The organism is Victivallis sp. Marseille-Q1083 (assembly GCF_903645315.1).
Taxonomy (GTDB): Bacteria; Verrucomicrobiota; Lentisphaeria; order Victivallales; family Victivallaceae; genus UMGS1518.
Map to the genome: position 1 here is coordinate 1556059 of NZ_CAHJXL010000001.1, position 26312 is coordinate 1582370.

Below are 26312 nucleotides of genomic sequence, written 5' to 3' on the forward strand. Positions count from 1 at the left end.
ATAATTTTATGTGATTTTATCGAATGTTTCCGGAATTTGAAGCGATTCCGGAAAGTCAACCCAAAATAGAATGAAGAAAATGAAAGTCATTCCTTCCTGTTTGAAGTGTGTCCGCTGCGGCAAAACCTATGATTTGTCGCAGGTGCGTTATAATTGTCAGTGCGGCGGCACGCTGGACCTGACGCGGGATTTTTCCGGCGTCGACGGCCGGGAACTCAAGAAATTGTGGGACAGCCGTTGGGGCGCCAAACGCGGTGTGTACGCTTCCGGCGTCTGGCGTTACAAAGAGCTGATTCTGGACATCGACGATTCCTGTATCGTTTCCCGCCAGGAAGGCAACACCCGGCTTTATCCGGCCGGCAAGGCCGGTGAATATGCCGGCCTGAAGAATTTTTATCTGAAGCATGAAGGTGAAAATCCGACCGGCAGCTTCAAAGACCGCGGCATGACCTGCGGCAGTACCGCCGCCAAATTCTACGGCGCCCGGACGGTGGCTTGCGCCAGTACCGGCAACACCAGCGCCAGCATGGCCTCCTATGCGGCGGTTTCCGGCATGAAATCGGTGATCTTCATTCCGGAAGGCAAAATCGCTTACGGCAAACTGGCGCAGGCGCTCGCCTTCGGCGGCAAAACGCTGCAGATTCGCGGCAACTTCGACGATGCGATGCGGCTGGTGCAGGAAGTCTGCCGGGAATTGAATATTTATTTGCTCAATTCAATCAATCCGTTCCGGATCGAAGGCCAGAAGGCGATCGGTTTCGAAGTGCTGCAGCAGCTCGACTGGCAGGTGCCGGACTGGTTCGTCATTCCCGGCGGCAATCTGGGCAACAACACGGCATTGAGCAAGGGATTGCAGGAGCTCTACGAACTCGGCATCATCGCCAAAATTCCGCGCATCGCCGTCATCCAGGCGGCCGGATCGGCGCCGCTAGCCAACATGTGGAAGCACAAAACGCCGTTCCGGGCGGTGGAAAATCCGGAAACGATCGCCACGGCGATCAAGATCGGCAATCCGGTGTCCTGGGAGAAATCATTGCGCGGCCTGGAGTGGTGCAACGGCGTTGTCGAGGATGTCACCGAGCAGGAGATCATGGACGCCAAGGCGATGGTCGATGCCGCCGGCATCGGCGCCGAACCGGCTTCCTGCTGTTCGGTGGCCGGCGCCAAAAAACTGGTGGAAGCCGGCGTGATCGACCCGGAAGCGCAGGTGGTCGGCATCCTGACCGGCAATATCCTGAAAGATCCGGACGCGGTCATCGGTTATCACAAAGACGAACTCGGCAAACTGAATATCCGCGGCACCTACGCCAACCAACCGCAGGTGATCGATTGCACGCTCGAGGCGGTCCGGCAGGCGCTGGAATAGCGCTTCCCGGCAATCCGGCGCCACCGGCCGGAATGGCGAAGCGGCAGCCGGGAAGGTCATGATTGCCTGCGCCCAATGTCAGTCCATGAAAAAACCGGCCGGGTTATTTCGGCCGCAGTAAACTTCCGTGTCCGTTCCCCGGAACCGGCAAGTCGACCAACCGGCGCCGGGATGTTCCCGGCGCCGGTGACGGGCCGCGTCAGGAGAGGCGCTTCGGCTGGCGGCCGAAAATGGCTTTCAACCGTTCCGGGGCCACTTTGGGCGTGCGGTCGTAGTTGTAAACGCCGTTCTGCTCCTGCTCCACATCGGTCAACTGGGTCAGGCAGTAACCGGACAGCGAGTCGATGTTCAGCATCGTTTCGACCTCTTCGTCAAGAATGCGGCAGAACTCGTCCTCGTCCGGGATCGACATGCCGTAATACCCCCAGGTATTTTCGGCGAACTTCCGGCGGTCGGGCGGAATGAACATGAAACCGCCGAACTCATCGTTGAGATAGGGCTGGCCGCGGTATTCGCACTCCAGCTCCGCATTCCAGCGGCCGACCGGATAATCGGCCGGCACCAGCGCCTCATGCAGCTCCTTGGCGGTCGGCCGGTAGAAGTGAACCGTCCACAAATCGGTCTTGGCGTGATGATAACCGCTGCTCTCGTTGCATGGACGGGTCGGGTCAAGCTGCCTGGTGACATCGTAAATCTCGCTCAAGCTCCGCCGGTACAAAGCCAGATCGTTTCCGGGCCAGCATTCGTTGGCCGGCGTCCAGGCGATGATCGACGGATGGTTGTAATCGCGTTCGATGATCTCGCGCCATTCGGCCAGAAAATTGAACAGGCTCTGCCAATATTCCGGCGCCGGCTTCTGATGGGATGAATTGCCGAAGGCATTGCCCCACGACGCCGATTCGCCCCAGGTCAGATAGCCAAGCCGGTCGGCCCAGTAATGGAACCGCTCTTCAAACACCTTCTGGTGCAGCCGCGCGCCGTTGAAGCCGGCCGCCATCGACAATTCGATATCCCGGCGCAGCGCATCATCCGACGGCGCCGTCCAGATGCCGTCCTCATAATAGCCCTGATCGAGCACCAGCCGGAGAAAAATTTCCCGGTTGTTCAAAAAGATGCGGTTGCCTTCGATATGGATTTTACGCAGTCCGGCGTATGCCTCCAGCGTCTCCAGCACGTTGCCGGCCGCGTCGGTCAATTCGTAACTGATGTCGTAGAGAAACGGATCTTCCGGCGACCACAGGTGCGGCGCCGCCACTTTGACGGCGAAGGAGACGCCGCTTGCCGCCGCCGTCACCGTCTCGCCGACCAGCTTTCCGGCAGCGGAGACCTTCACCCTCATCTTCCGACCGCGCTGTTCGGCATAAAACTGCGGCGTAAACACGAAGGAATCGTTGTCGACATCCGGCGTGATCCGGCAGCGCTGCAGACCCGCCATCGCCACCGGTTCCAGCCAGACCGTCTGCCAGATGCCGGTCACCCGGGTATAGGAACAGGCATGGGAATGGTATTCGGTGGATTGTTTGCCGACCGACTGCACGCCGCTCCTGGTGTCGTCGAGCACCTTCAACACCAGGTCATGGGTTTGGCCGGGAGTGACGAATCCGGTGATGTCGAATTCAAACGACACACTGCCGCCGAAATGCCGGCCGACGCTTTTGCCGTCGATGAATCCCTCGCATTCGTAATCGACGCCGCCGAAATGCAGAATGATCCGTTTGCCGCTCCAATCGGCCGGAACAACGAGCTGGCGATGGTAGAACATCGCTTCGATAAAATCGGTGTGGCCGACGCCGGAGAGCTTGCTCTCCGGACAGAACGGCACCGTTATTTTGCCGGCAAATCCTTTGGAGGCGGCCAGGCCGCGGGCGACGCCGGATTTGCCCGGATCGAATTCATAACTCCAGGTGCCGTTCAAATTCAGCCAATCCTGACGCACCAGTTGCGGGCGCGGGTATTCACTGCGGGGAATACTGTTCATTTTTCATTTCTCCTGTATGCTGTTCAAATCGGTTTGGCGATGGAACCTTTTGATATTATATTATCATACAGTTGCTTTAAAATGGAAAATATCGTCATTTTCATGGACAATCTTATCATGAAAGAACATTTTGTTTTCATTCCGGCGTTGCAGAACCATTCGCCGCTGCGTCTGCAGCTGGCCGGCATCTCCTATTGCGACGGCAGCTACCGGATTGCCCGGCCGGCCCAGGAGATTTTCGTGCTGGAATACGTCGAACAGGGCAGCGGTTTCCTGAAGGTCAAAGACAAATACCTGTATCCGCAGGCCGGCGACGTCTACATCGCGCCGGGCTGGTGCCGCCACAGTTACGGTTCCGATGCCGGCACACCCTGGGTGAAATACTGGTTCAACCTCGGCGGCCCGTTGATGGAAGAGCTGCTCAAAGTTTATGAAATCGACGATCTTTTTCTGTTCAAAAACGCCAGCCGGGCCGGCCGGCTCATCAAGACCGGCGTGCTGGCACTGGAAAAACTCAGCCTCAACCAAGTGCAATCCTTCATGGAAACGCGTCTGCTGCAAATCGTCCGGGCGCTGGCGGATCACCCCGACGCCATCGGCCGCCACAGCACCAAAGCCGTCACCGCCGCCGGCGAAGCACTGCGAAATTTCCTGCTGGAACACATCACCCAGCCGCCGCCGGCGTTGAAAACGCTGGCGGCATTGATCAACCGTTCGGAAGTGCAGACGCTGCGAATTTTCAAAGCGGAATTCGGCCAGACGCCGCATGAGTTCCTGCTCGATCAGAAAGCCAGGGCGGCCGCCGAGCTGCTGCGCAATTCCAACGGCACGCTGAAAGAAATCGCTTTCCTGCTCGGTTTCCGGGATGAATATTATTTTTCACGTTTTTTCAAAAAACGCAAAGGCATTTCACCGATCGCCTATCGGCACTGCGAACAGTAAACGTCATCGGTCGGCCGCCGCCGTCCGAACCTCATCTGGCAGCTATTCTCCCGGCAAACGCAGCAGCGCCGCCGCAGCCGCCAGCCGAACAGCCGGATCGCGGTTGGCTGCCAGCGCCATGACGCTGTAATCGCCGAGCAGGTCTTCCGTCCGGCAATAACGCCGAAACCGTTTCCGCTTCCGCCACAGTCAGTTTTACCGCCAATTTTCCCAATGTTTCGACCGCGTGCACCGCTGCCGGGCTGGCCGGATTTACGGCATAGTGCCCCAACTCCCGCCGGTAAAGCGGCCGCCGGGCCGGTCGGAACGATTCTGACATTCACCGGCGACGGTGCTGCCGCCGCGGAACTGGTGGAAACCTTCGACTTCCGCCGGGGCGGCCGCATCGACCTGGAATTTCAGGATGACGCCCGCCAGACCAACCGCTTTCCGCGCCTGCTGGATTCGCCGGCCGTCTCGCTGTACTTCGAAGCGGAACCGAACGGCCGGGGCGACAAAAATCTCAAAGCGTTGATCAGCGATGCCGGCGTTCCGACGGACGCCTACGATCAGATCGTCATCCGCAGTCCCCACCGGCCGGAGTTCTGGCACACGTTGAGTCTTGTCATCGATCCGGAAGCAAAATTCTTCTGCCTGCAGCTCGACGACGGGGAGAGGCAGTTCGCGCCCCTGACGGTGCGACCCGGCCGCAGGTTTCGCAAATTCGGCCTGTCTCTGAACTTTCTGGATGGTTTCATCCGTCGGACGACGGCGCTTGCGGCGCGAATTATTTACGCAGGACGCCCGCAGACGGCATCAATATGATAATTTAGCGATAATTTTTGACAACATAAGGGGTTGTCAAATCCTTCAGAATTATGTATAATTAAATATATGACATTTGTAGACAGTGCACGGTCGAACCTGTTTTATTCCCTAAATCAAACAAGAGAAGGCTCATATGAAAATGAAAAAGCATTTTACACTGATTGAATTGCTGGTCGTGATCGCGATCATCGCCATCCTCGCCAGCATGCTGCTGCCGGCCCTGGGCAAAGCGAAGGCCAAGGCGGTGGCGATCAAATGCACCGGCAACCTCAAACAGATGGCTCTGGCAGTCAACATGTACGCCGGCGACAACGCTGACGCGCCGCCCCAGGCGCTCATCTATTACAGTTGGGGCCCCAGCGGCGACTGGTTCAGCCAACTGGCGGATTATATGGGAATCAAGCTGGTGGATTGGAACGACTTCAAGCAGGGCGATCACGCCGCCGCGGAATGCCCGGGTTATTCGGGCATAAGAAGTTATTTCACTTACGGTCTGAACTCCTGGATCGGCGGCGTCTGGGACGATACGGCAAAATCGGCCGTCCGCGCTTCAGTCAAACTTTCCAATGTAAAAAATCCGGCCCAGTCGATTCTTTTCAGCGACATCTGCAACGGGTGCGGCTGGACCGGAGAGTGGAATCAGCGGCTGGAGTGCTGGCCGGAAGAGGCATTCCGTCACACCAATTCCTGCAATGCGGCCTTTTCCGACGGCCACTGTGAAGCGATTTCCTACCGCCAGGCCATCGAACCGGCGCAGCATATTTGGAATTTCTGTTATTATCCGGTGTTCGGCTACGACATTCCGTGATATTGTATCAAGCCTTTATCAGTCATTTTTACCATCAGGAGAATTATGCGATTCAACCACTGGATGAGCGTTGCGGCCTTGGCGCTGCTGGCGTCGCCGCTGGCGGCGGAGGAATATGTCGTCAAGGAATATCTGCTGCCGGCGCCGATCAACTGGACGACGGGCAACGGACCGGAGGCGCCCGGCGCCGAAGTAGCGCTGGCCATCGATGCCGGAACGCCGCTGGCCGGAGAAAGTACGCTCCGGCTGACCGGCGATTTCCGGCACGGCGGCAACTACGTGTCGTTTTTCAAGGATTTCAACACCCATTTGAATTTAAGTGAAATTCGTTTTCAGGCAAAGACGGCGGCGCCTTATCTGCTGCTGCGGCTGACCGACAGCGACTGGCAGGTCCACCAGTATCAATTGCCATTGAGCGGCAACGGCGACGAATTCCAGCCGGTAATCTTCCGGCCGACGGATTCCGGCACTCACTGGAACGGCCGGAACGACGGCAGAATCCGGCCGCCGTTCAGCCGTTTCGCGCTGCTGCTGCCGAATGCCGGGCCGGACCGGGTGATCACCGTGAATCTCGGCGAACTGGAGTTCGTCACCGACAACCGCGCGGCAGCGGAGCAAATTTACTGGGATCTGGTCGATCCGGCAAAGCTGTTCCGGCAACCGGGTGACGGGACGCCGGTGGAAATCCGGCTGCGCAATGTGCCGGAAGAACTGACGCCGGAACGGCTGCATTACCAATATCTCGACTTTGCCGGCAACCCGGCGGCCGCCGGAACCGCCGAATTCGACGCGGCAAAGCGCCTCATTCGGATTCCGGCTCCGGAAGGCAAGGGATATTTCGAACTGAATCTGCCCGGCATCGACGCCCGCTGCGGCGTTGTCATCGCTGACCCGCCGGCCGCCGGGCCGGACGAATATTACGCGATCGACAGTTCGTTCAGTTGGGGCGTGCCGCCGCAGACTTTTGAACTGATCGACCTCTACTGCCGGATTCTCTCCGCCAACGGCATCGTCTGGAATCGCGACCGGATCAGTTGGACGACGGTCGAACCGGAACCGGGCCAGTTTGAATTTGCCAACCGTTTCGGTATCTACCGCGAAGCGGCGACCAAAAACCGGATCAAGACGCTGGAATGTTTCCACGACGCGCCGGCCTGGACCGGCGCGACCCACGGCGAATTCAATTTCAACCTCTATCCGCGCCACCTGATCGACCTCCTGGACAGTTGGACCGGCATGGTCGACCGCTACCCAGAAACGATGCAGGCGATCGAAGTCTGGAACGAACCGGAATGCCAGTTTGGCAATTTCTATCCGGGCGAACAGCAATCGGCGCTGACCAAAGTGTTTTCCTACGCTTTCCGCGATCGCGGCACCCGCATCATCGGCGGGATTTTTACCGGCTTTTATTTTCATCCCGAATATCCGTTTTACCGGCTGTATATCGACAACGGTCTGCTGGATGACTGCGATGTCTTGAGCTTCCACCATTACAACGATCCGCGAACGGCGCTGGCTCAGGTAAAATACCTGCGCGACCAGGAGATCGCCGCCGGCACCGACCGGCTCGGCATTCCGTACTGGATCACCGAAAGCGGCCGGCCGTTCAAAGTCGGTCAGGACCGCGCCTCGGTGGCGGAAGACATCGCCAGCGCCGCCGGCATCGCCGGCATGGCGATGGAATTCAAGGCGCTCGGCATCGAACGTTATTTCGCTTTCGAGTATAAATTCTATCCGGAAGGTCCGAATAATTTCGGCATGATGGACGCCAACCATTCGCCGATGCGTAATTTCGCCGCCTATCTTCACCAGGCGCGGCTGCTGGCCCATTTCGAATATATCGGCGACCTGGCCGGCGCCGACAGCGACCTGGCCCGGGTTTTCGCCAACGGCAACCGGGCAATCGCAGTGCTGTTCGGCCTGGGCAGCGAGCAGAAAAGCGTCCTGCCGGCAGGTCTGCCGGTCAAGGCGGCCGAAGGTCTGGACGGCCGGACGATCGCCATCGCCGACGGAACGGTAAGCACCCCGGACGACCTGGTCTATCTGCACCTGGACCGCGCCGAGGTCGAACCGTTTCTGAAAACCGATACCGAGGCGATGCGGCTATGGCGTTACGCGCATGACTTCAAGGACCGCGGCCGGGCCGCCAAACCGGTGGTGCTGCAATCGGACCTGGAGGTTGAAAACCTGACTTTCGACGCGCTGGGCTATTATATCGAAGATTACGGTCGGATCCGGATGAAAGCGAAATTCAACAACCTGTCCGACCGGGAAGTGAAAATCGCACCGGCCTTGAAACTGCCGTATCAGGCGCACTTGTACGCGTTCGACGCGGCGGAAGTGACTGTGCCGCCGAAAACGGCGTTGCCGTTTGCCTTCGAAATCGGCTTCGAACCGGGCCGGGCCGGCCGGAATTTTCTCCGGGTCGAACTCTTCGACCGCAACGGCAACGCGACGCCGCTGGTCTGGTCGATTCAGCCGACGGCAATCCCGGAGGCCGAAGCCCGGCCGCTGACCGCGGCGGCGGAGAAATTCGACTGGGCGTCATTGCGCGACTCCGGCAATTGGACCGACATTTCCGCGCCGGAGAATTGGCAGGCCTGGGAAGGCGATTTCAAGCAGACCATCCAGGCGAAATTCCGGGCCTTCTGGACGCCGGAAACAGTACAATTGCAAATTCTGGTGCATGATCCGGTTTTTGCGCAACCGTTCCAGGCGGCCGGCTCCTGGCAGGGCGATTCCGTTCAAATATCGTTGCGGCAGGACGATCCGGACACCGCTTACGGCGACAGTGTCAACTGGCATGAGTTCACCGCCGCCGAAGTGAACGGCCAACCGACGCTGTTCCGCCACATCGGCCCCGGTACGCAGCTGCCGAACAGTTCGCTGGAATTCATCCGGCTGCCGGAGGATCATTATCTGTACGTGCTCAATCTGGACAAGGCGGATTTCGGTCTGAATCCGGTTCCCGGTGCGACGATCGGGTTGTCGTTTCTGGTGAACAACTGCACGACCGACCGGCGGGAGGGATTCCTGAAATGGGGAGAAGGCATCATCATGCGCAAAGATCACAACCGGCTCAACTCGCTGAAGCTGGTGCAATAAAAATATTTGCCATTTCCCGCGGCCAACGGCTGCAACGGGGAAACGGCAGGAAAGGACAGAATACGTGAACGCTCGCGATTGGAGGAGTTGGGCCGTCGGCCTGTTGCTGATCGGCGGCTGGAGCGCCGCCGGTTTGGAATTGTCGCCGCTGTATGGCGACGGCATGGTGATGCAGCGGAGCAAACCGCTGCGGATCGTCGGCACCGCGGCGCCGGGAAGCGAAGTGACGGCGGAACTGGCCGGCGATTCGGTTGAGACGACAACCGGATCCGATGGCAATTTCCGTCTGGAATTGCCGGCGCGGCCGGCCGGAGGGCCCTACCGGCTGACCGTCCGGGAGGAAGGCGGCAAAGAGCGGATTTTTCACGATGTGCTGATCGGCGATGTCTGGATCTGCTCGGGTCAATCGAATATGGAATGGCCGCTGGTGCGCAGCGACGGCGGCGAGGAGGCGATGGCCGGACCGGGAACGCCGGAATTGCGGTTTTTCCAGGTGCCGTATCGGACCAGTCCGGACCGGGAAATGACGACTCTGTCCGGCGGAAAATGGCAGAAATGCGTCGGCCGGAACAGTGAAAATCTCTCCGGCGTCGGTTACTTCTTCGCCGTGCGGCTGCAGCATGACCTGGATATTCCGATCGGTTTGATCCAGTCCAACTGGGGCGGCACTGCCATTGAAAGCTGGCTGGACCGCGCCAGCCTGGAAGCGCTGGACTGTCAGCCGCTGCTGGAACTGGTCGATACGGCCGGCAAGTTGACCGAGGCGGAATATCAGCAGTTTTATGATCAATCGATGCAGAAATGGTTGAGACGGATCGAGCGGGAGTTCGCCGCCGAGCGGGCCGCTGCCGCCGGCTGGATGGCGGCGGAACTGGAAACCGGCAACTGGCGGGACTTGACCGTGCCGGGTATCTGGGAGCGGCAGATGCCGGCCTTCGACGGCGTGATGTGGTTGCGGCGCGAAGTGGAATTGCCGGCCGGCTGGACCGGCCGCGATCTGGAGTTGTCGCTCGGTGCAGTCGATGACTGCGACGAAACTTATTTCAACGGCGTGAAGGTCGGCGCCACCGGGGTGGAAACGCCGCAATACTGGGCGGCGAAACGCTTTTACCGCATCCCGGGCGAACTGGTCAGGGCCGGCAACAATGTGATTGCGATCCGCATCGCCGACCTCGCTTACGACGGCGGGCTGACCGGGCGGCCGGAAGAAGTATTCCTCCAACTGTCCGGCGATCCGGCCGGCCGGATTGAGCTGGCCGGAACCTGGCTGGCGCGTCGGGAATGCGTTTTCACCGCCGACCGCATTCCGGCCCGGCCGGTCAATCCGGTCGACCTGCGCAACCAGTATTTCCCGACTACGCTGTACAACGGCATGATCCGGCCATTGATCGACTACCCGGCCGCCGGTTTTTTGTGGTATCAGGGCGAGAGCAATGTCGGCAACCCGGCGCTTTATTCCCGCAGCTTTCCCCAGTTGATCGAACGCTGGCGGCAACTGTGGGGCGACGGCGGGATGGGATTTTTCTTCGTGCAATTGTCGGCGTTTGAAAAACACGAGCCCGGTTTGGTGCTGCCGGACGATTACTTCCTGTCCCGAGAACCGGATACGGCCTGTGATTGGGCCTATCTGCGCGAAGCACAGGATGCCGCGCTGCAACTGCCGTTGACCGGGCGGGCGATCAGCATCGACCTCGGCAACGCCACCGACATTCATCCGACCAATAAGCGCGATGTCGGCATCCGGCTGGCCCTGGAAGCCGAACGGGTCTATTACCGGCTGCCGGTCGAATCGCGCGGCCCGGCCGTACGGGAAATCCGGCCGCATCACGGCGAACTGGAAGTGGTTTTCGATCATGCCGGCGACGGCCTGGTGACCGGCGACGGCAAAATGCCGGCCAATTTTCTGGTGGCGGGCGCCGACGGCAAATTCCGCCGGGCCGAGGCAAAAATCAGCGGTCACAGCGTTTTCGTCGGCCATCCGGACATAAAAGAGCCGAAATTTGTCCGTTACGCCTGGGAAAATTATCCGCTGCGTATTAATTTATACAATCGGGCCGGTTTGCCGGCGGAGCCGTTTCGCAGCGATAAACTGTAATCACTACAACGCGAGAAAAAAAATACGATGTACGACAAAAAATTTCCGGACGGCTTCCTGTGGGGAGCCGCTACCGCCGCACTCCAGATTGAAGGCTCGCCGCACGAGGATGGCGGCGGCGAATCCAGTTGGGAACATTTCACCCGCCAGCCCGGCGCCATCCTCAACGACGACGTGCTCGACGTCGCCTGCGACCATTTTCACCGCTACCGGGAGGACATCCGGCTGATGAAGGAGCTGGGGCTGACCGCCTACCGGTTCTCCATTCCGTGGAGCCGGACCATTCCGGACGGCAAAGGCAAACCCAATTCACGCAGTCTGGATTTCTACCAGCGGCTGATCGACGAATTGCTGGCCAACGGCATCGAACCCTTCGTGACGCTGTTTCACTGGGAAACGCCGCAGGCGATGGAAGAACTCGGCGGCTGGCGCAACAAAGAAACCAGTTACGCTTCCGGCGAGCACGCCGCGTTCGTCGTCCGGCATCTTTCCGACCGGGTCCGCCACTTCTTCACCATCAACGAAGCGATGTGCTTCGCCGAAAGCAGCTATGGCGCCGGCGTCCATGCGCCGGGCCTGAAACTGGGACGTAAAGTGGCGTTGCAGACAATGCACAACGCCTTCCTCGCCCACGGTGTCATGCTGGCGGCGATCCGCGCCAACGCCAAACCGGGCTGCACCGCCGGCATCGTCGAAAACTGTCTGGCCACCGTGCCGGCTTATGAATCGGCGGAAAACAACCTGGCCGCCCGGACCGCCTTCCGTTATGCCAACGCCAACCGGCTGGTTCCGGTCATGGAAGGCGCCTACCCGGATTTTTTCCTGAAGGCGGAAGGCGACAATGCGCCGGAATTCACCGACGGGGAGATGAAACTCATCGGCGCGCCGCTCGACCAGATCGGTCTGAATATTTACAGCGGCGAACACGGCGTCGCCGACGCTTCCCGTCCTTCCGGCTGGCGGACGATTCCATTTCCGCCGGGTTACCCGATGCTCGAATGGGATTGGCTCCGTTTCGAACCGCGGGCAATTTACTGGGCGTTGCGCCATATCGTCGATCTCTGGCCGGGGCCGGATCTGTTCATCGCCGAAAACGGCTGCCCGACGCCGGACCGCCCGAGCCGCGAGGACGGCCGGGTTTACGACAGCACCCGGGTGATGTACCTGCGCCACCACCTCGAACAGGCCCAGCGGGCGACGACGGAAGGAATTCCGCTGAAGGGCTATTTCGTCTGGAGTCTGCTCGACAACTTCGAATGGGCCTGGGGTTACACCAAACGCTTCGGGTTGTTTCACGTCAACTTCAACACCCAGCAGCGGACGCCGAAGCTCAGCGCGGATTTTTACCGGAACGTCATCCGGCAGAATGCGGTGTGCTGAAAAACGTTCATTGTTCGGAAGCAATGACGCCGTCCCGGTCAAAATAACCGGGACGGCGTTCTCCAGCTCAGGGGAATATCATGCCAGCCCCTGCAGAATCCGGTCGATCATGCCGGTGGTCGAAAATCCCGGCACAAACGGCTTGAAACAAATTCGGGCCCGGCAATCTTCCAAGGCGCGACGTTCGGCCGGGTCAAGCTTGTCGAGCGTATAATCGCCGCCTTTGACGTAGATGTCCGGCGCCAGCAAGCCCAGTTCCCGGTCGCAGCGCTGCCCGTCGAACACCACCACCGCGTCGACCGCCGCCAGCGAGGCCAGCAAATAACCGCGGCTGTATTCGTCGTTGACCGGCCGGGCCGGACCTTTCAGCGCCCGCACCGACGCGTCGGAATTGATCAGCACCAGCAGGGCATCGCCCAGGCGACGGCTGTCGAACAGATAAGCGGCATGGCCGCGGTGGAGCAGGTCGAAACAGCCGTTGGTGACGACCAGCCGGCGGCCGTCGCGGCGCAACGTTTCCCGCCAGCCGGCGGCTTCCTCCAGCGTCATCAGGCACTGCGCCGGATCTTTAAGCATGGTCCGCCTTCCGGCTCAGCGCCCGCACCCGGACGCCGGCCTCCTTCAACAGATTCAAAGAGACGTCGTCAATCGTATAACGGTTCTGATAAACCACTTCGACGATGCCGCCGTTGATGATCATCTTGGCACACAACAGACAGGGACTGAATGTCGTATAAAGAATGGAGTCCTTGACGGCAATCCCGTGATACGCCGCCTGAACAATGGCGTTTTCCTCGGCATGGCTGCAAAGGCATTCACCGAGATCCTTGCCGGACGGCGTCGACGAATTGCAGCGCGGACAACCGTTCTCATTGCAGTTGCGGATGCCGCGCGGCGTACCGTTGTAGCCGGTCGAGATAATCCGCTTGTCCTTGACGATCACCGCCGCCACCTGACGACGGCAGCAATTGCTGCGCTCGGCGGCAACTTCGGCGATGCGCATAAAATATTCATCCCAATCCGGCCGGTCCATTTCTCGCCTTCCTTTCCGCTGTTGACCACGCAGGAAGCGGGGAAAAATCTTTTCCGGATCGCTTCCCTTCTTCCCGCCCGTTTGCTTTTTTCCAACCTCTCCGCCCTCTTTCGCCGCCCGGCAAAGCCGAACGGCAAAAGATTACGTTGAAAAATACGGCCACCGTATTGATGTACAGGGCCGCTTCAGCCGACGCCCAATCCGGAGCGGCTACTTGCCGGGCTGCTGCAGCAGCGGCCCGATCAGTTGTTCCGCCGTCGGCGTCTGTTCTTTCAAAACCTCCGGGTCCTCCTGCTGCAGTTTGGCCTGCAGAATCTGCTTGAAGGCAGCCGGTACCGTCGGGCTGCGCATAAAGCCGTCATACACTTCCCGCTTCATCTGCGCAAACGGCGACAGCCCGATGCGGTCCTTGCTCGGCCGGTTGGCCAGATTATTCTGGTAACTCGTATAAATATACCGGGCAATCCGGTCCCGCGCCAGCGCCGCGTCATCGTCGCCGTACATCAGATAACTGAAACTGCTGCTGATCAATCCGGAGATGATCGAACTGGCCTGCTTGACCGAAGCGTCGCGGACATCCTCTTCCCACTGGTACATGACGAACGACTCCAGCGGCAGCCGGATGCCTTCCAGCTTGCTCAGCGTGGCGTACAGTTCGGCCGCTTTTTTGAACTGGCCGTAATTGTACAACGTGACGATCGCGTCCTTCATGAAATTGATTTTGGCCGAATAGAACGTCCGGGCATTGTTGTTCTCCCGGTAAGCCGTTTCGTATGCTTCGATCACCTGATCGACCACGTTGAGATTCGGCACCAGCGTGATCGTGTTGACGTCGTCGGCGATCATCAGCACCCGGCCATTGCGGAACGACTCCTGCAGCGACTGGGTGATTACCCGTTCACAGTTGATGTCCTTGTGGCTCGGCGTCATCTTCAACCCCATCGTCGCCCAATAGATCGCCTGGGACTCGGCCACCCGCCAATCCAGTTCACCGTATTTCTGGTTGATTTCCACGATCAGCGGCACGTTCAGCCGGTAATCGCGGTAGATCCAGTCCGCCCGCAACGCACACTCCAGCTCGGCGATCAGCGTCTCATCCCCCTGCAGCAGCGTCAGCAGCGCATCCGGCAGCTTTCCATCCTTCTTGAAGGCGGCGAACAATGCGCCATAATTCTCAATGCCGGCCTGTTTGAGCAGCTTCCACAATTCGCCGTCCTGCGGATAACGGGCCAGGAACGCCGATTCGCCGGCCGGCGCTTTGGCCATGCCTTCCCAGTCCGGCGTCGCGCCGATCACTCTGGACATTTCCCGGGCCAACTGCACTTTGTAATACTGGTTGGCGTCGTCCATGACGTTGCCCATCTTATGCTGGAAAATCCAGGCCAGATCACGATAAATCAACGGATCGGTCGGATTGTAGTCGATCGCCTTGTCGCGGATCAGCTTGATCCCCTCCTGCACCCAGCGCCAGCGGTCGCTGTAATCCGAACAGGTCACCGAAATGTTGTAGGCCATGTTCCAGGCCAGGAAAACCGTCGCGCCGGAAAAACGCGGCTGCAATTCGGTGATCCAGTTGGCCAGCTGCACCATCTCGAAGTAGTTGCCGGCATCCTGCAGGCGGGTGGCGCGCAGCCACAGCAAGTCGGCCAGCAAGCCGCGGAAGCTGCCCAGCGCCACCGTCGTGAAAACGACGATCGGCGGAGCATTCTTGATCTGCCCGGTAAAATGCAGATTGTTCTCCGCGACCATCACGTCCAATTTCCGTTCCACCCGGTTGATGCCGAACAGCAGCACTCCGGAAATGATCAACAGGCAGAAAAACAATACCAATGTTTTGAATTTCGTCATTTGCGAATCACCAATCCCATTTCTCTGCGCCAATACAGCCAGATACCCAGCAGAATCAGCGGCAGCGCCCTGATCACGAAATAAGCCAGGAACAATTTGCCGATATACGAAAATTCCACCAGCTCCCCGCCCGAAACCAGATGGGTCACCTGGAACTCCTGCATCGGAATGATAAACCACATCAGCACGATGCCGACAATATAACCGATATAATCGGCCGCTCCCGAAAAGTAGTCGGTCGCCGCCATCACCTGGGCGAACATGCCGAACAGCAGGTAGGAAGCGACGAAGAAAATCGCCATCGGCATCGACAACTGCCCGGCCGCCGCGCAGGACAGGCCGATCAGCACCAACAGTTGCAGAACGCCGACCAGCACCGACCGGAAATAGTTCTCGGTGAAGGAGGTCACCGGCAGCAACAGCCGCGGACCATCCTGGGTCTGGAAGAATTGCGTTTCCCCTTCCGGGTCGTGGTTGACGTAGGCAATCCGCAGCGTTCCTTCCGGAGAAATCAGGTCCGGCGTCAGCGCCAATTCATGAAATTCGCCGCTGCGGATCTGTTCCGGACGGCTGGTCATCGGCTGCATCAGAAACTGGGTTTTCGCTTCCGGCTGGTCCGCGGCAAATACATTTTCCTTCTCCCCCTCCGGCATCAACTGCGGCACCCCGACGATCCACTGGCCCAGCGTGAAACGCTGATCCTTGGTATCCACTTTGGCGACATAAGCGCGGTAACGCAGAAAGACCGGCATTTTCAGGTCGGTCGGCAAATTCCGGTATTCCCACACTTTGAGTTTCTGATAGGGCGCCTCTCCGTACTGATCCATCAATTGCCGGCGGATCGACTGCCGCAACTGTTCCAGGGCCAGCGGCGACTCGTCGAAAGTCTGGCCGGCTTTCTCGGCCTTTTCTTTCTCCCGCCGGATGATTTCGGTCACATAACGGTCCAGATCCGGCGGCTCCGGATAAAAAGCGCGGCGGCCGACCAAAACCTCGTTCTCAATGCGCTGCCGCTCCTGTTCGGAAAAATCCTGCTGGTTATAGCGCCACAATACGGCGAAATAGACCACCGTCGTCGCCAGAATCAGCAGCACCAGATGCAGCAGAAACACCCCGGTGGCCTTGGCCAGCCACAGCGTCACCCGCGACACCGGCTTACTGACGACCATGTGCAACTGATAGGTCTCGACGTCCTGCGTCATCGCAAAGCACGACAACCACACCGAGGAGAGCGCCAGCACGAACATGATCGCCGCCAGCGAATATTGCAGCGCGATCTGAATGAATCCCATCGCCGTCCCGTCGCCGCTGATCGTCGTCGGAATGACGATGACCGCGATCAGCAGCAAAGCCAGCAGCAACTGAAAAATATGCGACCGCAAGGCGTTTCGATTCGTCAGTCTAACGATTGCCCAGAATGCTTTCATAAACCATGTCCTTTTAAGTTACAAAAGATCCTTGAGCTTTTCGTTCGCCTCTTCGAGCTCTTTGCGCTTCGCTTCGTCCTGTTCGGCCTTCTCATCCCTGACCGGAGCCTTTTCCGGCTCCGCCGTCAACTCTTCCAGCCGTTTTTCCTCAGCCGCCGCCAACGCGGCGGCATCCGGTTTCGGCGCTTCCGTTTTTTCCGGCGCTTTCGGCGCCGGCCTGGTCTCGGCGATCAGCGATTCGATGACTGCGCCGGTCCGGTCGTCGGCCGACAGATAATCGGCAATCTTGCCGCCGGAAACCACGCCGGCGGTTTCGACGCTTTCGGCTTTGGCGCGGTCGATCACCTCCAGGAAGAACTCTTCGAGCGTCCGGCGCGGATGGTCGATCGAGAATTGCTCGCCCTGCAGATTCTCCCGCAACAGTTCCATCAGCCGCCTGGTCACTTCCGGCGACAACGCCGGCGTGACGATCCGGTTGGCATCGGTCACCGTCAACAATTCGTTCAGCGTGCCGGTCGCCCGGATCTTGCCGCCGTACAGAATGATCACCCGGTCGCAGATATCCTCGACGTCGCTCAGCAGATGGCTGGTCACCAGCACCGTTTTGCCGCGTTTTTTCAACGTCATGATCAAATCCTTGACCTCTTTGCAGCCCAGCGGGTCCAACCCGGAAGTCGGTTCGTCCAGGATCAGAAAAGCCGGGTCGTTGATCATCGCCTGGGCCAGCCCGATCCGGCGGGCCATTCCCTTGGAAAACTCCCCGACCCGCCGGCGCCTGGCATGGGTCATGCCGACCATTTCCAACAATTGATCGATACGCCGCTTGCGTTCCGCCTTGGACAAATTGAACAGGGAACCGAAGAAATCCAGCGTCTCCTCCGCCGTCAGATATTTGTACAGATAACTCTCCTCCGGCAAATAACCGATTTCCCGCTTGATCTCCACCGTCCGCGGCGACCGCCCCAAAACCGACAACGTCCCGCCGGTCGGGTAGAGCAATCCCAATATCATTTTAACCGTCGTCGATTTGCCGGAACCGTTCGGCCCCAGCAGGCCGATCACTTCACCGTCATGAATCTCGAAATCGATATCATTGACCGCCTTGGCTTTCGGCCGGTTCCAGAAATCCCGGAATACCTTGGTCAAGCCGACTGCGCTTACCACCGGGACTTTTTCTTCCGCCATAAATTCATCTCCTCACCGGCCACGCCGGAAACCATGCCGGCAGGGCTCGCGGTTAAATTATATTTTCCGTTTCAAACTTTCGTTCGTTTTTTTGGGTTCATCAATCCGACCACCGGAGAAGCGGCCGGCCCGGTCGCCTTCTCCGGCTGCACGGTTTCCCGGTCAATCCTCCGGGACGTATTCTTCCAACGTCAATTCCTCGCCGGTGCGAACCAGCCGGGCGCTGTTGAAGATGATCAGCAGCGTGCTGAACGTATGCAGCAGCGCCGCCCAGATCGGCGTCATCCAACCGAACACCGACAACACGATGCCGCCGAAGACGAACAACAAACCGACCAGCAAATTCTGGTTGATCACCATCCGCAACTGCTTCGACAAACTCACCAGCATCGGAATCCGGCGCAAATCATTGTTCATCAAAGCGATCGAGGCGCTGTTGATCGCGATGTCGCTGCCGATCGCTCCCATCGCGATGCCCAGGTCGCCGGCCGCCAGCGCCGGCGCGTCGTTGACACCATCGCCGACGACGGCGACCGTAGCGCCGCGTTTGATTTTTTCGACATATTCCACTTTGGTCTCCGGCAGGCACTCGCTGCGGTATTCATCGATCTGCAGCGCCGCCGCCACCGATTCCGCCACCGATTGGCGGTCGCCGGTCACCATCGCGCAATGCCGGATGCCCAGATCGCGCAAATCGCGAATAATCTGCGGCGCATCCTTGCGCAACTTGTCCTTGAAACCGATCCAGCCGATCACGTCATTCTCCCTGGCGACATAGACGACGCTCATGCCTTCCGCCTCGGACGCGTCCCGCGCCGGAATCGTCAAACCGAGCGATTCCAGCCAGGCGGCCCGGCCGATCCGGCAGAGCACCCCGTCGACATTGCCTTCGACCCCCTTGCCGTGAATTTCCTTGAAATCGGTGACGTCACTCAACTTCAACTCGGCCTCCGCCGCCAGCTTCTGCATCGCCACCGCGGTCGGGTGGTTGCTGTGGCATTCGGCCGATGCGGCGAAACGCAGCAATTCAGCCGGCTTGACTTCGCCGAACGGCGCCAGCTTGACCACCGACAGGATACCGTCGGTCAGCGTACCGGTTTTGTCGAAGATGAAAGCGCGCACTTTGGCGGCCAATTCCAAATGGCTGACGTTCTTGATGAAAATCCCCAGCCGCGCCGCCGCCGCCACCGCCGCCACCACCGCCGTCGGCGTCGACAGCACGATCGCGCAGGGACAAGCGATGACCATCAGCGTGATGACCCGTGACATATCCTGGGTGAAGAACCAGGTCACCGCCGCCAGCATCAGGATGGTCGGTGTATAAAAACCGGCGTAACGGTCGATGATCCGGACGATCGGCGTCCGGCTGCCCTCCGCCTGCATGATCATGTCCTTGACCTTGCCGAGCGTCGTATCTTCGCCGAGACGGGTCACCTGCAGTTCCACCAGCCCGGTCAGGTTCTGGGTACCGGCAAACACGTCATCGCCGGGATCCTTGTCGATCGGGAACGATTCTCCGGTGATCGACGCCTGGTTGACGGTGCTTTCTCCGGAGATGATCTTGGCATCGACCGGAAAATTTTCGCCCGGCCGCACCCGGATGATATCGCCGACCGCCAAAACGCCGACATCGACTTCCGACTCGACGCCGTCGACGACGCGGTGTGCGGTATTCGGCGTCAATTTGACCAGTTCCTCGATCGAGCGCTGCGCGCCGCTGGCGGTGCGCGTCTCGATGATGATCGTCAGCAGCAGAAAGAAGGCGATGATGCCGGCCGTCTGGAAATTGCCGCCGGCCAGCGCGGCCAGGATCGCCAGCGCCACCAGTTCGTTCATATACACTTTGCCGTTGATGACATCTTTGATCGCCGTATAAACGATCGGACACGCCAGAATGAACGCCCCGATGATCGCACTGATATCGGACGCCCGCTCCTGGGCCGGCAGACACCATTCCAGAATGAAGGAATTCGCCACCAGCACGCCGCCGATCAGCGCAAAGCTCAGGCGGCCCATCTTGCGGTCATGCCCCGCCCCGTCGGTCGAATGGTCGTGCCCGCAGGGAGAACAAGGTTTCGCGGCCTGCGCCGCATTCGCTATTTCAGCCATGATTACTGACCCTCACTCATCGGATTGTTCTGTTTCTTCGCCGTATTCGGATTGAGTTTCAGGCGCAGCTCCTTCTGGCCGCCTTCCGAACCGAGCACGAATTGATCATCCACCTGGCCGAGCACCGTCGACAACGTATTGTTGTACAGCGTCGACAACACCGTTTCCGGGCTTTTGACATATTCGGCATAAATACTGTCGAAAGCGACGCTTTCGGCCTTGACCTCCGCGACAATCTGTTTGCGGTAGGTTTCGGCGTCGGCCAGAATTTTGGCCTGCTGCGCCATGACGTTATTTTCCATCGTCACCCGGTATTGTTCCGCCTCATTGATCAGTTGCGACTTGGTGTTGTTGGCGTTCGTCGCCTGCCGGAAGGCATCCAGCGTCTGCGCCGGCGGCCCCACCCGGTCGAGGGTCAGGCTGTTGATCGTCACGCCGATGTTCATCTCGTTGACCAGCGCGGAATAAACCCGCTGCACCTCTTCGCGGTAAGCGGTCTGGTTGGCGTACAGCAAATCGTCGATCGGCAGCGACGCCGTCACCCGCAATACCGCGGAGGACAGCAGCGCTTTCAGCAGAGTCTGCGGACCGCGGCCGCCGTTGACGCCATTCAAGGTGTAAATGGTATCATTTTCCAGCGGGTTGTCCGGCGCCAGACAAGTGATGTAGTACTGATACGGCTCGGAAATGCTGTAAGTGACATTCCAGGCGGTATGCACAATATTGGCGTCGGAAGTCAGCAGATAGTTGTCCCGGCCCGGCAGCATCGGCTGCGGGATGATCTTGCCGTCCGGCGTGAAACGCGGGGTTCCGCCGGTGACATATTCGACCCGCAGCGACTGCGGCGCGGTTTTGACCGGGATGAACTGATGCACCGGATACGGCATGAACCAATGCCAGCCGGAATCGAACGTTTTCAGATATTTGCCGAACCGCAGCACGATGATCGATTCCTGCGCCTGTACCGCGAAATAACCGCGGACCGAGAAGAACCAGACCAGCATGCCGACGATCAGCACCACCAGCACGACAAACGCCAACTGCAGGCTTTTAACCAGGGAGCGCAAACCGGCTTCGTACAAACCGCCGCCGGACGCCGCCTCGAAATTGGCGGGTTGATTGGTTAAATCGTTCATTGTTTCTTTCCTTCTGGCTTGCGTCATTTCTGCGGAGCGGCCGGAGCGGCCTGCTGGGCGCCGGTCCGCATCACATCGAATGGCGCCTGCTCGGTGGTCATGATCAATGTCGTCTTCGTCCGCATGATCTTCTGCAGCGCATCAAGCTTCCGCAGGAACATCGCCAATTCCGGATTCTTGGTGAAAACACCGTAATAAGTCGCCGCTTCGGCATCGCCCTGCGACTGGATCTCCTTGGCCCGGGCATTGGCTTCCGCAATCAGCCGCTGCGCGTCGCTGTCGGCCTTGACCCGGATGCTTTCGGCAATCTTCTTGCCTTCGGCCAGGAATTTCTCCGCGACGATCTTGCGCTCCGAAATCATCCGCGCGAAGACATTCTCGGTAATCGTCGGCGGCAGGTTCAGCAGATTGATGCCGACCGTCTTGACCGTGATCCCGTAAGAAGCGGTCTGCTTGCGCAACGCCTCGCAAATCTCATCCTGGATTTCCGACAATTTCATCTGGTCCTTGTCGGCATTGATGAGTTCATCGAACTTGTAACGGCCGAACGCCGCGTTCTTCGCGCCGCGCATCCAGACGTTCAGCTCTTTTTCGGCATTCTCAATCGTCACCAGCCCCTTGTAGAAGGAGGCGGCATCGGTGATTTCATAAACGGCGAAAACGCCGACCAGCACGTTCTGCCCGTCGGCAGTCAACGTCTCCTCGACCTGCCCCTCGTTGCCGTTAAAGCAGCGGGCGCGCTTGTCGAAGCGGTAGATATCCTGGATCGGATACGGCCAGCGCCAGTGCAACCCCGGCTCCGGCACCACATCCTCAATCCGGCCGAACGTCGTAATCACCGCGCTCTCCGTTTCATTGACCTGGTACGTGAAAATCACCGCGAACATGATGACGGCCACCACGACCGCCAGAAGAATCGTCGGCCAGTGTTTCAAACGATTGCCTTGCGACATAATATATACTCCTGTCTTATTTCAATGATTACTGATTTGCCGGTTGATCGGCGGCCGGGCCGCCCAGCGCGCCGAGATTGGCGTCGATCAGATCGATCTGCGCCTTGGTTTCAAAATTCATCTCGTAAACTTCACGCGCCAGCGAGGAGCTCAGGATGAACTTCCGAACTTCGTCGGAATTGTTTTCAAGCAAACTCAGGTAGGTCCGCAACTTGTACAATTCCGGCAACTGCTCGAAAGCGGTCAACTGCTTTTTGAAACGCTCGCTTTCCGCTTCGGCCACCCGGACCGTCTGATATTTCTCCGCCTCGGCATTGGCAATAATCCGCTCGTACATCGCTTCAGTGGCCGGCACGACCTGCACTTCATAGGCGCGGGCATTGAGAATTTCAGTCTCCTTCTGCTCCATCGCCCCGATGACCGCCTGAAAGGCCGGCGCCACCTGTTCCACCGGCGGATGAACGCCGGTCAGCGAGATGCTGACCACCTCGATGCCAAGTTCCAGCCGGTCGGCTTCCGCCTGGATCGCCGCCTGGATCGCCGCCTGCGCCTTGCTGCGTTCGACGGACATCAGATCCATCATCGGCGCACTGGCCAGGTAATCGGTCGCCACCATTTCCCCGATGTTCAACAGAATTTTATCGGAATTGCGGTTGTCATACAGATATTTGAAAACGCCATCCTCGCGGATATGATACTGCACCAGCATCTCCATACTCAGAAACGAAACGCTCGAACTGGTGTTGTCGCGATGCTGCCGGGAAGCGACCAGGAATTTATTCTCATTGTGGGCATGTTCCTGGGTCCACAGCACGACGCTGTGCACCGCTTCGGCATGCTTGTCTTTTTTCTTCGGCGGCTCATGGCCGTGACCGTCATCCACCCACTCGTCCTCTTCTTCCTCGAATTCGGAAGCGCCGACGACCACCTGGTGTATTTCCGAACAACTGACTTTGCGGAGGCCGCCGAACGGCCACGGCAGCGTGAAATACAATCCCGGCTGCAGCAATTCGCGCTCGGTAATCCGCCCGAAACGCTCCCGCACCCCGACTTCGCTCGGACCGACCTCAACCACGGCGGTGAAAATCCACAAAACCACCACCCACAATACCAGCAGCGGAAAAAGCGAACGCTCGATAAAACTGTAGATCCAGGTGCCGGAAACCTTGAAGCCAAACTGATAATCCAGCGTATTGGCGATATTGCGCATCACGCCGCCCGGTTCGGTAAAAAGCGACAGCAAACTGCTTTCGAAAATCGGCTTGCTCTCCTCCAGCGTCCGCGGCCGGTAAAATTCCATGATAAAATTGACGACGAACTCAAAGCCGAGCACGATCAACGCGACCAGGATGATCCGGCGGAAATAGAGATCGCTGTCGGCCAGAAACGGCGCTTCCATCTTGTTCAGCAGCAGACTGACGGTCGCCAGCAGCATGATGACGAAACCGACGATCAGCCAGGCGCCCAGCGGCCGCAGCCAGCGGAAACTCTTCGTCCGCGCCTGGCCGATGAAAAAGGCGCCGCACAACGCACTGAAAATCATCACGATTGCCGACAGGAAAACCGCCTGATTCGAAGAGGCGCCGGTCGGGGCGATTTCACGGGTACTCCAGAAGCGCCAGAAGAAAAACAGCTCCACCGTCAGCAGCAGCACCGCCAGCACCGTCAACACATACGGCGCATATTTCTTGTAATTGCCGAACGAGCGGCCGGAGGTAAAGCGGACATCCTCCTCAACATTGAAGGCGTGATGCCCCTCCTTGCGTTTCTCCAGCAGCCGTTTTTCCTCGGCTTCATTCAACGCCGCCGATGACAGGACGCCGTAAATGGTGCCGCCGACGGCAAACAGCACGGCCAGCGAAAACGGCACCACGCCCAGTGAAAATGTATCGGAGTTGGCAAAATTGAAATTGACCACTCCGAGAATCAGCACCAGCAGCAGCAGCACCAGACCGAACAAACCGCCGATGACCGATAATTTGGTCATCAACCCGGCATTGTCGATTGACTCTCTTACTTTTCTTTCGTTCTCCATTCCTACCTCGGATTATTTGGTGATATATCCTTAGATTAGCCTTGAAAATAATTATACCACGATTTCAATAGATTGGCAAATGAAAATCCGGCCGCGCCGGCAAGTTCCGATCCGGATCAGCGGCGGAGCCCGCGCCGGCAAACGGACCGGCAGAAGCACGCCGGCCTCCTCCGGCGGCGGCAACGGCTCGGGCAGCGGCGGGGCAGGCGATTCGACCGACGCCTGCGCTTCCGATGGAAAACAACCGAACAGGCCGGCACAGACCGGGCAGAAGGCGTGGTTGTCCGGCAACGGGGTAAAATCCTGGTGGGAAGCGGTGACGATCAATTTGTCCGCCGGACCATACAGCAAACAAACCGCACCATGGGCCTCAGGCGGATGGCACAATTCACCGCGATGAATCATCGGATGGATGAAACTGCTCAAGGCAAAACAGACCGCTCCCAACAGCAGTACAAGCGAGGCATCCCAACGGCGTCTTGCCAGAATCTGTTCCCGTTCCATCATCATCAGCAAATAACTCCTGAAATTCCAAATGATGCAATATATCCGGCCGGAACGGATATTTCAATGCTGCATCGCTAAAAAAGGCCGTCAAGCAGAAACTCTTGACGGCCTTGGAGCCATTCCGGTTCGAAAACAATATGCCTTTTCAGAGCAACCCTTCGGTTTCAGCCAGGCCGAACCGGATGTTCATGCACTGCAGCGCCTGCCCGGAAGCGCCTTTCGTCAAATTGTCGATCACCGAAGTGACGATCAATTTGTTAGTGTGTTTGTCCAGCGAATAACCGATTTCGCAACAATTGGTCATCGTCACATACTTGGTGTCGGAGCAGCGCCCCGCCCCCAGAACCCGGACGAACCGTTCATTGCCGTAAGCGGCCTGGTAAACCTCCGCCACCCGTTCAGCCGTACAGCCCGGCAGCATGTTCAGCAACAACGTCGAATTGATGCCCCGGTTGGTCGGCACCAGGTGCGGGACGAAATTGATCGCCAATTCATCGACTCCGGCGGCAACGGCCATCTCCTGCTCGATTTCCGGCAGATGCCGGTGGCCGCAGGGTTTATAGGCTTTGACACTCTCGTTGCACTCCGGGAAAATATAGGCCAGATCGACTTTGCGGCCGGCTCCGGTCACACCGGACATGCTGGCGACGACAATGCCTTCCGGGCTGACCAGCCCGGCCGCCAACAACGGAGCGCTCGGCAAAATGGAACTGGTCGGATAACAGCCGGGACAGGCGATCAAATCCGCCTGGCGAATCCGGTCGCGATAGCGCTCCGGCAATCCGTAAACCGCCTTGCCGAGCAGTTCCGGGGCCGGATGGTCAACGCCGTAATATTCCTTGTATTTGGCCGGACTCTTCAGCCGGAAATCGGCGCTGATGTCGATCACCTTGACGCCAGCGTTCAACAGCGGGATGGCGAATTCAGTCGCCAACCCGTGCGGCAGCGCCAGAAAGGCGACATCACAATTGGCCGCCAGCTCCCGGGCATCGGGGGCGGAAAATTCCAGACCGCTGCCCAGAAAACGCGGAAACACCTCGCTGACCGGCTGACCGGCATATTTGCGCGACGTAACCGCCGTAACTTTGCACTGCCGGTGCCGCAGCAACAGGCGCAGGAGCTCCTCGCCGGCATAACCGGACGCCCCCACCACCGCTACGCGAATTGCAGACATAAACACTTCCTCGGAATAAAGGCAATTAGCGCTTGGAGAACTGGAACCGTTTACGAGCGCCGGGCTGACCGGATTTCTTGCGTTCCTTGACGCGGGAATCACGGGTCATCATGCCGCAGCTCTTCAGGGTCGGCCGCAACGATTCGTCATATTTGACCAGCGCACGGCTCAAACCGTGCCGCATCGCACCGGCCTGACCGACCATACCGCCACCGTTCAGCGTCACGGCGATGTCATATTTGCCTTCGGCGCCGACGGCGACCAACGGCTGCAAAATATAACCGCGCAGCGATTCGGTGGTAAAATATTCCTTCCAGCATTTGCCGCCGACGGTCACCACTCCGGTACCCGGCTTGATCCGAACCCGGGCAACCGCACATTTCCGGCGACCGGTGGCCCATACATATTCCTGATTGATCATAGC

At 58.8% G+C, this 26312-nt stretch carries 20 protein-coding genes; 7 read left to right on the forward strand and 13 right to left on the reverse strand.

Features of this window, described 5'->3' with window-relative positions:
* Positions 1-79: 79 nt before the first annotated feature.
* Complete coding sequence (gene thrC / locus HWX74_RS06200; protein WP_176012723.1) at positions 80-1366, forward strand: threonine synthase; 1287 nt, start codon at positions 80-82, stop codon at positions 1364-1366.
* Positions 1367-1565: 199 nt separating this feature from the next.
* Here thrC and HWX74_RS06205 read toward each other — a convergent pair whose 3' ends face one another.
* A complete protein-coding gene (locus HWX74_RS06205; protein WP_176012724.1) occupies positions 1566-3344 on the reverse strand; it encodes a glycoside hydrolase family 2 protein in 1779 nt (592 codons plus the stop codon).
* A gap of 117 nt (positions 3345-3461) precedes the next feature.
* On the opposite strand from HWX74_RS06205, the gene HWX74_RS06210 reads away from it, so the two are divergent.
* The 6 genes from HWX74_RS06210 (at position 3462) to HWX74_RS06235 (ending at position 12481) form a co-directional block, all read left to right on the forward strand.
* Complete coding sequence (locus HWX74_RS06210; protein ID WP_176012725.1) at positions 3462-4286, forward strand: AraC family transcriptional regulator; 825 nt, start codon at positions 3462-3464, stop codon at positions 4284-4286.
* Between the two features lie 213 nt (positions 4287-4499).
* Positions 4500-5090 (forward strand): hypothetical protein, encoded by a 591-nt coding sequence (locus HWX74_RS06215; RefSeq protein ID WP_176012726.1) that lies wholly within the window; start codon positions 4500-4502, stop codon positions 5088-5090.
* Positions 5091-5226: 136 nt separating this feature from the next.
* On the forward strand, positions 5227-5901 hold the full coding sequence (locus tag HWX74_RS06220) for a type II secretion system protein (protein WP_217704870.1): 675 nt from the start codon (positions 5227-5229) through the stop codon (positions 5899-5901).
* Positions 5902-5946: 45 nt separating this feature from the next.
* Complete coding sequence (locus HWX74_RS06225) at positions 5947-9006, forward strand: hypothetical protein (RefSeq protein WP_176012727.1); 3060 nt, start codon at positions 5947-5949, stop codon at positions 9004-9006.
* A gap of 64 nt (positions 9007-9070) precedes the next feature.
* Positions 9071-11101 (forward strand): sialate O-acetylesterase, encoded by a 2031-nt coding sequence (locus HWX74_RS06230; protein ID WP_176012728.1) that lies wholly within the window; start codon positions 9071-9073, stop codon positions 11099-11101.
* Between the two features lie 27 nt (positions 11102-11128).
* Positions 11129-12481: a GH1 family beta-glucosidase gene (locus tag HWX74_RS06235; RefSeq protein ID WP_176012729.1), complete on the forward strand. Its 1353-nt coding sequence runs from the start codon at positions 11129-11131 to the stop codon at positions 12479-12481.
* A gap of 78 nt (positions 12482-12559) precedes the next feature.
* Here HWX74_RS06235 and HWX74_RS06240 read toward each other — a convergent pair whose 3' ends face one another.
* The 12 genes from HWX74_RS06240 to rpsI form a co-directional block, all read right to left on the reverse strand.
* Positions 12560-13057: an adenylyltransferase/cytidyltransferase family protein gene (locus HWX74_RS06240; protein WP_176012730.1), complete on the reverse strand. Its 498-nt coding sequence runs from the start codon at positions 13055-13057 to the stop codon at positions 12560-12562.
* Entirely contained in the window at positions 13050-13514 is a 465-nt protein-coding gene (locus HWX74_RS06245) for a dCMP deaminase family protein (RefSeq protein ID WP_176012731.1), read from the reverse strand. Before HWX74_RS06245 ends, HWX74_RS06240 begins: the two co-directional genes overlap by 8 nt.
* A 210-nt stretch (positions 13515-13724) precedes the next feature.
* Positions 13725-15362, reverse strand: a complete 1638-nt coding sequence (locus tag HWX74_RS06250; protein WP_176012732.1) for a hypothetical protein — start codon at positions 15360-15362, stop codon at positions 13725-13727.
* Positions 15359-16789: a hypothetical protein gene (locus tag HWX74_RS06255; protein WP_176012733.1), complete on the reverse strand. Its 1431-nt coding sequence runs from the start codon at positions 16787-16789 to the stop codon at positions 15359-15361. Before HWX74_RS06255 ends, HWX74_RS06250 begins: the two co-directional genes overlap by 4 nt.
* 18 nt (positions 16790-16807) lie before the next feature.
* Positions 16808-17974, reverse strand: a complete 1167-nt coding sequence (locus HWX74_RS06260) for an ABC transporter ATP-binding protein (RefSeq protein WP_176012734.1) — start codon at positions 17972-17974, stop codon at positions 16808-16810.
* Positions 17975-18136: 162 nt separating this feature from the next.
* Positions 18137-20083, reverse strand: a complete 1947-nt coding sequence (locus HWX74_RS06265) for a cation-translocating P-type ATPase (protein WP_176012735.1) — start codon at positions 20081-20083, stop codon at positions 18137-18139.
* A gap of 2 nt (positions 20084-20085) precedes the next feature.
* Positions 20086-21219, reverse strand: a complete 1134-nt coding sequence (hflK, locus tag HWX74_RS06270) for a protease modulator HflK (protein WP_176012736.1) — start codon at positions 21217-21219, stop codon at positions 20086-20088.
* A gap of 23 nt (positions 21220-21242) precedes the next feature.
* Positions 21243-22172: a protease modulator HflC gene (gene hflC / locus HWX74_RS06275; protein ID WP_176012737.1), complete on the reverse strand. Its 930-nt coding sequence runs from the start codon at positions 22170-22172 to the stop codon at positions 21243-21245.
* A gap of 28 nt (positions 22173-22200) precedes the next feature.
* A complete protein-coding gene (locus HWX74_RS06280) occupies positions 22201-24207 on the reverse strand; it encodes an SPFH domain-containing protein (protein WP_176012738.1) in 2007 nt (668 codons plus the stop codon).
* Between the two features lie 51 nt (positions 24208-24258).
* Entirely contained in the window at positions 24259-24717 is a 459-nt protein-coding gene (locus HWX74_RS06285) for a hypothetical protein (protein WP_176012739.1), read from the reverse strand.
* Between the two features lie 142 nt (positions 24718-24859).
* Positions 24860-25888, reverse strand: a complete 1029-nt coding sequence (gene argC / locus HWX74_RS06290) for an N-acetyl-gamma-glutamyl-phosphate reductase (protein WP_176012740.1) — start codon at positions 25886-25888, stop codon at positions 24860-24862.
* A 25-nt stretch (positions 25889-25913) separates the two neighbouring features.
* Complete coding sequence (gene rpsI, locus HWX74_RS06295) at positions 25914-26309, reverse strand: 30S ribosomal protein S9 (protein WP_176012741.1); 396 nt, start codon at positions 26307-26309, stop codon at positions 25914-25916.
* Between the last annotated feature and the right edge of the window lie 3 nt (positions 26310-26312).